Raw genomic sequence first — 9,886 nt, forward strand, 5'->3', positions numbered from 1 at the left:
TGCTGATGCCGAGATCATCGCCTACCTCCGGCCGCCCCGCCCGTCCCACCTGCCCTCACCTGCGGCGGGCAGCCCCCACCCCTGACCTGCGGCGCCGAGGCTATGCGGACGCTCCGGCTCCGTTGGCGGGGCGGCCGGAGGTAGGCGATGATCTCGGCATCAGCAGGGAAGCCCCGGGGGGTCCGGAATGAAGACATCAGCCAGCACGGCTTTGGCCGTGGCGGCAGTGGCGGCCATAGCCGGCGGGATCCTCGCCCTGCCGAGCCTGCTCGACCACGGCAAGGACGCCGGCGAGCAGCGCCTCGGGGCCAAGCCCGGGCAGGGCAAGGCGGGTCAGGGCAAGGCGAGCCCCACGGCGCCCGCCGGCGCCAAGCCGTTCACGCTGGTCGCGACCGGCGACATCATCCCGTACCCGTCGATCGTCCAGCGCGCCGCGGACGACGCCCGGGGCAGCGGCCAGAGCCACGACTTCCGGAAGATACTCGCGGGGGTCAAGCCGCTGGTGGCCGCCGCCGACCTGGCGATATGCCACCACGAGATACCGTACGGCCGGCCCGGCGGCCCCTACACCGGATATCCCGCCTTCAAGGCCCCGCACCAGCTGGCCGACGCACTGAAGGACGCCGGGTACGACAGCTGCTCGACCGGCTCGAACCACACCCTGGACGACGGCTACGACGGTCTCGTCCGCACCCTGGACCACCTCGACCGGGTCGGCATCAAGCACGTCGGCTCGGCCCGCAGCGCCGATGAGGCCAAGGCCCCGGCGGTGCTCTCCGCCGGCGGCGCCAAGGTCGCCCAGCTGGACTACACGTACGGGACGAACGGCATCCCGGTCCCGGCCGGCAAGCCCTGGTCCGTCAACCTGATCGACCAGAACCGGATCGTCGCCGACGCCCGCGCGGCCCGGGCGGCCGGCGCGAACGTCGTCGTCCTCAGCGTCCACTGGGGCACCGAGTGGCAGACGGCGCCCGATCAGCAGCAGCGCGAGCTGGCGCAGGCGCTGACCGCATCGCGCGGCCCGGACGGGCTCCCCGACATCGACCTGATCATCGGGACGCACAACCACGTGCCGCAGCCGTACGAGAAGATCAACGGCACGTGGGTCGTCTTCGGCATGGGCGACCAGATCGCCAGCTTCTACGAGGCCGACAAGGCGCGCGGCAACATGTCCTCGATCCCGCGCTTCACCTTCACCCCCTCGGCCGCCCACCCCGGCCGCTGGGACGTGACCAAGGCCGAATACCTCACGCAGTACTCGGACATGAACACGCCGTTCCGCGTGGTCTGCACCTCCTGCGCCGCCTCCGACCCGGGGCTCGGGGCCGCCGCGAAGTCCGCGTACGCCGCCGTCGACAAGCAGGTCAGCGAGGCGGTGCTGGCGCGCGGAGCGGACAAGCAGGGCCTGGAGCGCGCCACCCGCTGAGGGCTACGAGGTGCGGCCGCGCCGGGTCACGACCAGTGCGGCGGCCCCGATGCCGAGCAGGACCAGCGCACCGCCCGCGACGTACGGGGTCACCGAACCGCCGCCGGTCTCGGCCAGGTTGGCCTCGGTGGTGATGCCGGAGCCGGTGCCGGAGCCGGCGCCGACGGCTCCCGTCTGCGGCTTGATGTCGGACTTCGCCGAGGGCTCGGGGGCCGGCGCCCCGGCCGGGGACTCGCAGTGCGCCTCGGCGAGCACGACCTCGCCCTCGACCTGGGCCACGTTCAGGTCGAGCGGGTTCACGGACACCTTCAGCCGGAGCGCGGCCGCGGCGGCCGTGGTGGAGGTGGTCCGGGTGCCGGAGAGCTCCAGGCTGACCATGCCGACCTTGGGGATCTCGACCTTGGTCGGGCCGCCGGCCGAGAGGGTGACCTTCTTGCCGAGCACGGTGACCGACCCCAGCACGTTCGAGCTGGCCACGGGCTTCTTGCCCGCCTCGCACACGGCCTTGGACGTGACCTTCTCCACCTGGATCAGGGAGAGCGCGGGCAGCCCCGGCACGTGCACCTTGGCATTGGCCAGGTTGGCCTCCGCCTCGGCGCGGTTCTTGTCCGCGGTGGCCTTGGAGGTGGCCACGTCGGCGCGCAGCACGCTCACCGGCTGCCCTCCCTCGACCCCGTCCAGGGTCACGGACAGGGCGGTCTTCTGTGCCGTCGCGGGGGCGCTGACCTCGTTGAGGGTGGTCGTCAGCGGCAGGTGGACGGTCTTGTTGAGCAGGCCCACGTCGAGGCCGGCGCGCAGGACGACCGCGCCGGCCTTGCCCTCGCCCCCGCCGGTGGAGCCGTCTCCTCCGGTGGCGAGGGCGGGCGGGGCGGTGAGCAGGGCGACCGCTCCCGTGGCGATCAGGACGGCTGCGGGCATGCGGAAGGTGTTGCTGTTCAAGGTGGTGGAACCCCCGGGGAGATGGGAGCCGTCGCGCCGCCAATGGGGGACATCGCGCGCCGACGGCCTCTGACCCTGGGAATCTTTACGCGCGGAGAGTGAACGGGCGACGACCTGACGTGAGTTCACCCCAAAGGGTGTTTTCCATGCATGTATTCGATTAACTGCGCATCACCAGGAACGGGAGTTCTTTTTCGCCACACAGAAGTGGGGAACACGCCGACGCCGGTGCCCCGGGCGGCCGTTCACAACGACCGCCGTGGCACCGGCGTCACGCAACACGTCAACCGGCGGGTCAACCGGTGGGTCCAGGCGGGTCCGGTGGGTCCAGGCGGGTCCGGTGGGTCCAGGCAGGTCGGCTCGGCCCTCAGGCGCGCACCTTGCCGTTCACGACCACGCGCCGCGGCTGCGCCAGCGCCCGTACGTCGGCCCGCGGGTCGGCGTCGTAGACCACCAGGTCCGCCGGCGCCCCCTCGGACAGGCCCGGCCTGCCGAGCCACTCGCGGGCCGCCCACGTCGTCGCCGAGAGCGCCTCCAGAGCCGGGATCCCGGCCCGCACCAGCTCCGCGACCTCGGCCGCGACCAGGCCGTGCGGCAGGGAACCCCCCGCGTCGGTGCCCACGTACACGCCGATGCCCGCGTCGTAGGCGGCCCGCACGGTGTCGTAACGGCGCTCGTGCAACCGCCTCATGTGCGCCGACCAGCGCGGGAACTTGGCCTCGCCGCCCGCCGCCATCTTCGGGAACGTCGCGATGTTCACGAGGGTCGGGACGATCGCCACCCCGCGTTCCGCGAACAGCGGGATGGTGTCCTCCGTGAGCCCGGTGGCGTGCTCGACGCAGTCGATGCCCGCCTCGACCAGGTCGCGCAGCGAGTCCTCCGCGAAGCAGTGCGCGGTGACGCGGGCGCCGAGCCGGTGCGCCTCGGCGATGGCCGCCTCGACCTCGGCCCGCGGCCAGCAGGGCGCCAGGTCCCCGACCTCGCGGTCGATCCAGTCACCCACCAGCTTGACCCAGCCGTCGCCGCGCTGCGCCTCGCGGCCCACGTACGCGACGAGGTCGGCCGGCTCGATCTCGTGGGCGAAGTTGCGGATGTAGCGGCGCGGCCGGGCGATGTGGCGGCCGGCCCGGATGATCTTCGGCAGGTCCTCGCGGTCGTCGATCCAGCGGGTGTCGGAGGGGGATCCGGCGTCGCGGATGAGCAGGGTGCCGGCGTCGCGGTCGGTCAGGGCCTGGCGTTCGGCGGTCTCCGCGTCGACCGGGCCGTGGGCGTCGAGCCCCACGTGGCAGTGTGCGTCCACCAGGCCGGGCAGCGCCCAGCCGGACACCGTGGTGATCTCGCGGGCCCCGTGCGGGCGTTCGTACGAGATCCGGCCGCCGACCACCCAGAGCTCGTCGCGCGCGTCGTCGGGTCCGACGAGCACACGCCCCTTCACATGCAGCACGTCATCGGTCATGTTCCGCACTGTACGTGCGGTCTCGGTACGCTCGTGCGGGTAGACCCCGGACGCAGCGGACGAAGAGAGAGCACCACCGTGACGCACCCCCTGCTGGACCTCCCGCCGCTCACGGCGGAGCACTTCGCGTCGATCGAGCAGGGGGTCGCGGACCTCCTCTCCACCCGGCACGACGTGGTGATCACGCAGGGCGAGGCGCTGCTGCCGCTGGAGGGGTGCATCCGGTCGGGGGCGCGGCCCGGTTCGACGGCGCTGAACGTGGTGACCGGTCCGTACGGGAACACCTTCGGCAACTGGCTGCGCGACTGCGGTGCGGGCGTGGTGGACCTGGCGGTGCCGTTCGACACGGCGGTGACGGCGGAGCAGGTGGCCCGGGCGCTGGCCGAGCACCCGCAGATCGACTTCGTCTCGCTGGTCCACGCGGAGGCGGCGACCGGGAACACCAACCCGGTGGCGGAGATCGGCGAGGCGGTACGGGCCCACGGGGCGCTGTTCATGCTGGACGCGGTGGCTTCGGTGGGCGCGGAGCCGCTGCTGCCGGACGCGTGGGGCGTGGACCTGTGCGTGATCGGCGCCCAGAAGGCGATGGGCGGCCCGGCGGGGGTCTCGGCGGTGTCGGTCTCGGACCGCGCGTGGGCCCGCTTCGCGGAGAACCCGGCCGCCCCGCGCCGCTCGTACCTCTCCCTCCTGGACTGGAAGGAGCGCTGGATCGACGCGGGCCGGGGGGCTCTGCCGCACGCCCCGGCGCAGTTGGAGATGCTGGCGCTGGAGGCCTGCCTGGAGCGGATCGCGGCCGAGGGGCTGTCGGCGGTGATGGCCCGGCACGCCGCCGCGGCGGCGGCGACCCGCGCGGGCGCGCAGCCGCTGGGCCTGGCCCCGTACGTCACCCGCCCCGAGGAGGCGGCTCCGGTGGCCACCACGCTCCGCGTACCGGAGGCCTCCCTGGTGGTGTCCAAGGCCCTGGCCGCCGCCCCCGCGGCCCCCGTGGCGGGGGCCGGGGAGATGATCCGCGTCAACCACTACGGCCAGGCGGCATCCCTCGATGCGGTCCTCACGTCCCTGACGGCCCTGGCCGCGGCCCTCGGGACGGATCCCGCCGATGCCGTGGCCGCCGCGGAAGCCGCCTGGTCGGAAACCCTGCACTGACCGGGTCGCCCGGGGCCGGAGCCGCGGGCGACCCGGGGCCGGGCCCCGGTCAGGCCTGGGGGACGGCGCAGGCGCCATCCGGGGTGCAGGCCTCGGCCTCGGTGGCGGGCTCGGGGACCTCGCGGCCGGCCCAGGCCTGTTCCAGGGCCTGGGTGAACACCTCGGCGGGCTGGCCGCCGGAGATCCCGTAGCGGCGGTCGAGGACGAAGAACGGCACGGCGTTGGCGCCGAGTTCCGCCGCCTCGCGCTCGTCCGCGCGTACCTCGGCGGCGTAGGCGGTGTCGTCGGCGAGGACCGTACGGGCCTCGGCCTCGTCCAGGCCCGCCTCGACCGCGAGGGCGACCAGCACCTCGGCGTCGAATACCGACCGCTCCTCCGCGAAGTTCGCCCGGTAGGCGAGGTCGAGCAGCTCCTCCTGGCGGCCGCGGGCGGCGGCCAGGTGCAGCAGGCGGTGGATGTCGAAGGTGTTGCCGTGGTCACGGCCGTCGGTGCGGTACGTCAGCCCCTCGGCCCGCGCGCTCGCGGCGACGTGCTCCTCCATGCCGCGCGCCTCGTCGAGGGTGCGGCCGTACTTCTTGGCGAGCATCTCCAGGACCGGCGCCGTCGTGCCCTTGGGGCTGTTCGGGTCGAGCTCGAAGGACCGGAAGACGACCTCCACCTCGTCGCGGTGCGCGAACTCGGCCAGCCCCTTCGTGAACCGGGCCTTGCCGATGTAGCACCAGGGGCAGGCGATGTCGCTCCAGATCTCGACGCGCATGATCCTCTTTCTCTCCTTGTTCCGGGACGGGATGTTCCGGGATGGGACGGTTTCTGCTTCAACCACCCGTCCGGGCGTCACATTCCCCGGACCCGACGCTGAGCCACAGCGTGAGGTGCGAGCCGGACCGCTCCGCATCCGCATCCGCCGGATCCGGGTGCCAGCCCTGCCGGGCGTAGAAGGCCTGGGCCCGGAGGTTGTGTTCGTAGACCTCCAGCCGGACCCGGCCGATCCCGGCCCGCCGCCACGCGTCCACGCAGGCCGCGTGCAGGGCGGCCCCGGTGCCCCGGCGCCAGTGGACCGGGTCCACGTGCAGCTGGGTGAGCGTGGTCTCGCCGTCCGCCGTGCGGAAGGCGGCGACCCCCGTGAGCTCCCCGTCCTGCTCCGCGCACAGCACCCCGCCCTCGCCCGCGGCCCGGGCGACCGCCATCGACCAGCCCTCGCGCGTCCGCGCGAGTTCGGCTTCGCCGGCGTAGGCGTCCTCGGGGATGCGGCCGCGGTAGTAGGTGGCCCGGGCGCGGGTGTGGAGGGCCGCTATGGCATCGAGATCTGCGGGCAGCGCGGTTCTGATCATGGGAAATAAAACGCGCCGGGAACCATGTCGGTTCCCGGCGCGTCGTGGAGCGGGCGGCGCGGCTACTTCTTCAGCCACGCCTCCATCATCTTCTGGGCGATGGGGGCGGCGAGCTTGCCGCCGCCGATCTCGGAGCGGTCGGTGTCCGAGTTCTCGATCACCACGGCAACCGCGATCTGCTTGCCGCCGAGCTTGCCGTACGAGGTGAACCAGGCCAGCGGCGGCAGGCTGTTGTTCACGCCACGCTGCGCGGTACCGGTCTTGCCGCCCACTTCGGCGCCCGCCACCTGCGCGGGCTTGCCGCCGCCCTCGGTGGCGACCGTCCGCATCGCGTCCTGGAGCATCGAAGCGGTCTTGGCCTTCATGACCTGCTCGGACTTCGGGTTCTTGAAGCTCTCCAGCACGTTGCCGTTCGCGTCGGTGACCTCGGAGACCGAGTGCGGGGCGACGAGCTTGCCGCCGTTCTCGATCGCGGCGGTCACCATCGCCATCTGGAGCGGGGTGGCCTGCACGTCGAACTGGCCGATACCCGTCTGTGCGACCTGGTCGACGGACATCTTGTTCGTCGGGTACTTGCTCGCCGGGCGGGCGGTGACGGGCGTCGCGATCTCGGTGTTGAAACCGAGCTTCTCGGCCATCGCCCGCATCTTGTCCTGGCCGAGCTTGTGCGCCAGCTCCGCGAAGACGTTGTTGCAGGACAGCCGCAGCGCGGTGCGCGCCGAGACGTTGTTGCAGGCGGCGGAGCCCGCCTCGCTGGGCAGCTGGGTCCGGGTCCCGGGGATCGTGTACGGGTCCGGGGTGCCGGTCGGCGTGTCGAGGTTGGTGACCAGCCCGTTCTCGATGGCCGCCGCGAGGGTGACCAGCTTGAAGGTGGAGCCGGGCGCCTGCGGCTTGCGCAGGGCCACGTTCTCCAGGGCCTTGCCCTTGTCCTCGATCAGCTTCTCCCAGGCGGCCGTGTCGTTGGCGCCGGCGATGGTGCCCGGATCGAACGAGGGGTTGTTCACGATGGCGAGGATCTCGCCGGTCACCGGGTCGATGGCGACGGCGGCGCCCTGCTTGCCCTGGAGCGCGTCGTACGCGGCCGTCTGCACGTCCTTGTCGACGGTGGTCAGCACGTTGCCCGGCGCGGCCCGCTTGTTGGTGAGCATGTCCATCACCGTCTTGAGCCGGTCGTCGGACCCGTTGAGGATCTTCTTGTAGACGCCCTCCAGCATGCTCGTGCCGAAGGCCTGGGAGCTGTAGCCGGTGAGCGGCGCGTAGAGCGGGCCGTTGACGTAGGTGCGCTTGTAGCCGAAGTCCTTCCCGTCCGTCTTCACCGAGCCGGTGATCGCCTCCCCGCCCACGATGATGTTGCCCAGCGGGTTCTCGTACTGCCCGATGAGGTTCCGCCGGTTGTTCTCGTTGTCTGCGAGGGCCTGGCCTTGGTAGGCCTGCACCCAGGTGACCCGCACCAAAAGGGCCAGCACCAGGAGCAGACAGAAGACCGACGCACGCCTGATCGTTTTGTTCATCCCCCAGAAGGACGCGCCAAGGCCCGCGAGCGTTCCGCTCTGCCCCGATTGTGGCCGGGTTCTCAGTCTTTCTTCATGAAGCCGCCCTCATAGGCCGCGATGACCGCCTGGGTGCGGTCGCGGGACCCGGTCTTGGAGAGGACCGCGGCGACGTGGGTCTTGACCGTCTGCGGGCCGACGCCGAGGCGCTCGCTCATCTCGTGGTTGGACAGTCCGGTGGCCATCAGGCGCAGTACGTCGGCCTCCCGGCCGGTGAGCCGCGCCACCCAGGGGGCGGCGGGGCCCTGGGTGCCGGGCGCGTGGGACGCGGCCAGGGCGCGGACGGCCGCCGGGAAGAGCAGGCTGTCGCCGCGGGTGACGAGGCGGACCGCGCCGATCAGCTCGTCGGGCTCGGCCCGCTTCAGGAGGAACCCGGCGGCGCCCGCGCGCAGCGCGTCGTAGACGTACGCGTCGTTCTCGAAGGTGGTGACGACCACGATCCGGGGCGGTTCGGCCATGGTGGCGATGATCTGTTCGGTGGCCCGGATGCCGTCGATCTCGGGCATCCGGACGTCCATCAGCACCACGTCGGGGGCCAGGGAGCGGACCAGCGGGACGGCCTCGGCGCCGGTGGCCGCCTCGCCGACGACCTCCAGATCGGGTTCGGCTTCGAGGATGACCCGCAGGGCGGTGCGGACCATCCGCTCGTCGTCGGCGAGCACGATGCGCAGCGGCGGCCGGCGCGCGGCGGGCACCGGGCTCATCGGGGTCCCCCGCCGAGCGGGAGGACGGCCCGCAGCCGCCACTGCCCCCGGTGCGGGCCGGCTTCGACGCGGCCGCCGAGCAGGGTGGCCCGCTCGGCGGCGCCCCGCAGCCCGCGCCCCCCGGTGGTACGGGGCTGCGGCCCGCCGGCGGGGCCCGGTGGATTGGTCATGGTGATCTCCAGTTCACGTGGGGTGCCCTCTTCGGTGTCCCGTACGGCGATCCGCAGCTCGACGGGTCCCGTGCCGTGCCGCAGGGCGTTGCTCAGACCCTCCTGGACGATCCGGTACGCCTCGCGGGAGGCGATCGCCGGGAGCTGCTCCCAGTTCCGGGCCGGTCCGGGGTCCTGGTGGGCGGTGACGGCGGTCCCGGCGGCCCGGGTGCGGGCCAGCAGTCCGTCGAGGTCGGCGGCGAGGGTCGGGGCGGGCGCGGCGTCGGGCCGGGCCGGGTCTCCGTCCCGCAGCAGGCCGAGCACGGCGTCGAGCTCGCCGACCGTCCGCCGGGTGGTGTCCTCGATCGCGGCCAGTGCCTCCCGTACGAACCCGGGGTCGCTGTCGAGCACCCGCCGGGCGGCGACCGCCTGGAGGGTGACGGCGCTCAGGGCGTGCCCGACCGCGTCGTGCAGCTCCCGGGCCAGCCGGTTGCGCACGGCCAGCTCGGCGGCCCGCTCCTCGGCCGCGGCCAGCCGGTCCGCCGCCGTCGGCCCGAGCAGTACGGGCGCCATCCGGGCCAGCAGCGCACCGGCCCCCGCGGCGCACAGGGCCAGCCCGCTCAGCAGCCCGATCCCGAGCAGCGGGGCGACGTACGGCGCGGCGCCGGTGCTGAGCCGGCCCAGCCCCAGCTCGGCGGTCCGCAGCCCGCTCACGAACGGCAGCGCGATCAGCACCGCCGCCATGGGCGGCACCGCGAGGCTCATCCCGCTGAGCACCGCCCCGACCCCCAGGTGCAGGGTCCACCAGGCCGAGGTCCGCCCCCGCGCCGCCCAGGACCGGGCCGGCCCGGCGGCCAGCCGCTCGCCCGGCACCCCGCACAGGGCCCGTACGGCTCCGGCCGACAGCGGCCGGACCGGCCCGAACACGGCGGTCGCGGCGGCTAGCGGCAGGGACAGCCCGTACGAGGCGAAGGTCAGCGGGGTCGAGTTGAAGAAGCCGCCCCGGCCGGACCAGACGCTGACCACCACCTGGGCGAGGAGGAAGTACGGCATCAGCAGGGCCCCGCCGAGGATCAGGTGCACCCAGCGCAGCCGGGCCCGCGCCCCCAGCACCAGGCCCACACCGGCCCGCATCCCCGTCCCCATCCCATCGCCCCCCGGCATCCCCCCGACCCGCCCCTGCCC

Annotated in this window: 9 protein-coding genes; 2 read left to right on the forward strand and 7 right to left on the reverse strand. The window is 73.3% G+C overall.

All coding sequences use genetic code 11. The features are described from left to right. Positions 1–187: 187 nt before the first annotated feature. The gene (locus IF02_RS0131795; RefSeq protein ID WP_030163214.1) at positions 188–1,426 is read left to right on the forward strand and encodes a CapA family protein; all 1,239 of its coding nucleotides are present in this window, start codon (positions 188–190) and stop codon (positions 1,424–1,426) included. 3 nt (positions 1,427–1,429) lie between these two features. On the opposite strand, the gene IF02_RS0131800 is transcribed toward IF02_RS0131795, so the two are convergent. Together IF02_RS0131800 and IF02_RS0131805 are read right to left on the reverse strand one after the other, a co-directional pair. After that, on the reverse strand, positions 1,430–2,365 hold the full coding sequence (locus tag IF02_RS0131800; RefSeq protein ID WP_030163218.1) for an SCO1860 family LAETG-anchored protein: 936 nt from the start codon (positions 2,363–2,365) through the stop codon (positions 1,430–1,432). Between the two features lie 367 nt (positions 2,366–2,732). After that, positions 2,733–3,821, reverse strand: a complete 1,089-nt coding sequence (locus IF02_RS0131805; RefSeq protein ID WP_030163220.1) for an amidohydrolase family protein — start codon at positions 3,819–3,821, stop codon at positions 2,733–2,735. Positions 3,822–3,899: 78 nt separating this feature from the next. On the opposite strand from IF02_RS0131805, the gene IF02_RS0131810 reads away from it, so the two are divergent. Further along, complete coding sequence (locus tag IF02_RS0131810; RefSeq protein WP_037837536.1) at positions 3,900–4,967, forward strand: pyridoxal-phosphate-dependent aminotransferase family protein; 1,068 nt, start codon at positions 3,900–3,902, stop codon at positions 4,965–4,967. A 49-nt stretch (positions 4,968–5,016) separates the two neighbouring features. On the opposite strand, the gene IF02_RS0131815 is transcribed toward IF02_RS0131810, so the two are convergent. The 5 genes from IF02_RS0131815 to IF02_RS0131835 form a co-directional block, all read right to left on the reverse strand. Continuing rightward, positions 5,017–5,724 (reverse strand): DsbA family oxidoreductase, encoded by a 708-nt coding sequence (locus tag IF02_RS0131815; RefSeq protein WP_030163227.1) that lies wholly within the window; start codon positions 5,722–5,724, stop codon positions 5,017–5,019. 58 nt (positions 5,725–5,782) lie between these two features. Beyond that, positions 5,783–6,298: a GNAT family N-acetyltransferase gene (locus IF02_RS0131820; protein ID WP_030163230.1), complete on the reverse strand. Its 516-nt coding sequence runs from the start codon at positions 6,296–6,298 to the stop codon at positions 5,783–5,785. Between the two features lie 62 nt (positions 6,299–6,360). After that, positions 6,361–7,809 (reverse strand): peptidoglycan D,D-transpeptidase FtsI family protein, encoded by a 1,449-nt coding sequence (locus tag IF02_RS0131825; RefSeq protein WP_030163233.1) that lies wholly within the window; start codon positions 7,807–7,809, stop codon positions 6,361–6,363. A 62-nt stretch (positions 7,810–7,871) separates the two neighbouring features. Then, on the reverse strand, positions 7,872–8,552 hold the full coding sequence (locus tag IF02_RS0131830; protein WP_030163236.1) for a response regulator transcription factor: 681 nt from the start codon (positions 8,550–8,552) through the stop codon (positions 7,872–7,874). Then, positions 8,549–9,835, reverse strand: coding sequence for a sensor histidine kinase (locus IF02_RS0131835; protein WP_037837539.1), 1,287 nt, complete (start codon positions 9,833–9,835; stop codon positions 8,549–8,551). The genes IF02_RS0131830 and IF02_RS0131835 overlap by 4 nt, the downstream gene beginning before the upstream one ends. Positions 9,836–9,886 lie beyond the last annotated feature (51 nt).

The sequence above is a fragment of the Streptomyces sp. NRRL S-244 genome (assembly GCF_000717915.1).
Classification (GTDB): Bacteria; Actinomycetota; Actinomycetes; order Streptomycetales; family Streptomycetaceae; genus Streptomyces.

Coding starts and splice junctions, on each gene's coding strand:
- IF02_RS0131830 (WP_030163236.1), bottom strand. CDS start 8,552: ATGAGCCCGGTGCCCGCCGCGCGCCGGCCGCCGCTGCGCATCGTGCTC.
- IF02_RS0131805 (WP_030163220.1), bottom strand. CDS start 3,821: ATGACCGATGACGTGCTGCATGTGAAGGGGCGTGTGCTCGTCGGACCC.
- IF02_RS0131820 (WP_030163230.1), bottom strand. CDS start 6,298: ATGATCAGAACCGCGCTGCCCGCAGATCTCGATGCCATAGCGGCCCTC.
- IF02_RS0131835 (WP_037837539.1), bottom strand. CDS start 9,835: ATGCGGGCCGGTGTGGGCCTGGTGCTGGGGGCGCGGGCCCGGCTGCGC.
- IF02_RS0131795 (WP_030163214.1), top strand. CDS start 188: ATGAAGACATCAGCCAGCACGGCTTTGGCCGTGGCGGCAGTGGCGGCC.
- IF02_RS0131825 (WP_030163233.1), bottom strand. CDS start 7,809: ATGAACAAAACGATCAGGCGTGCGTCGGTCTTCTGTCTGCTCCTGGTG.
- IF02_RS0131815 (WP_030163227.1), bottom strand. CDS start 5,724: ATGCGCGTCGAGATCTGGAGCGACATCGCCTGCCCCTGGTGCTACATC.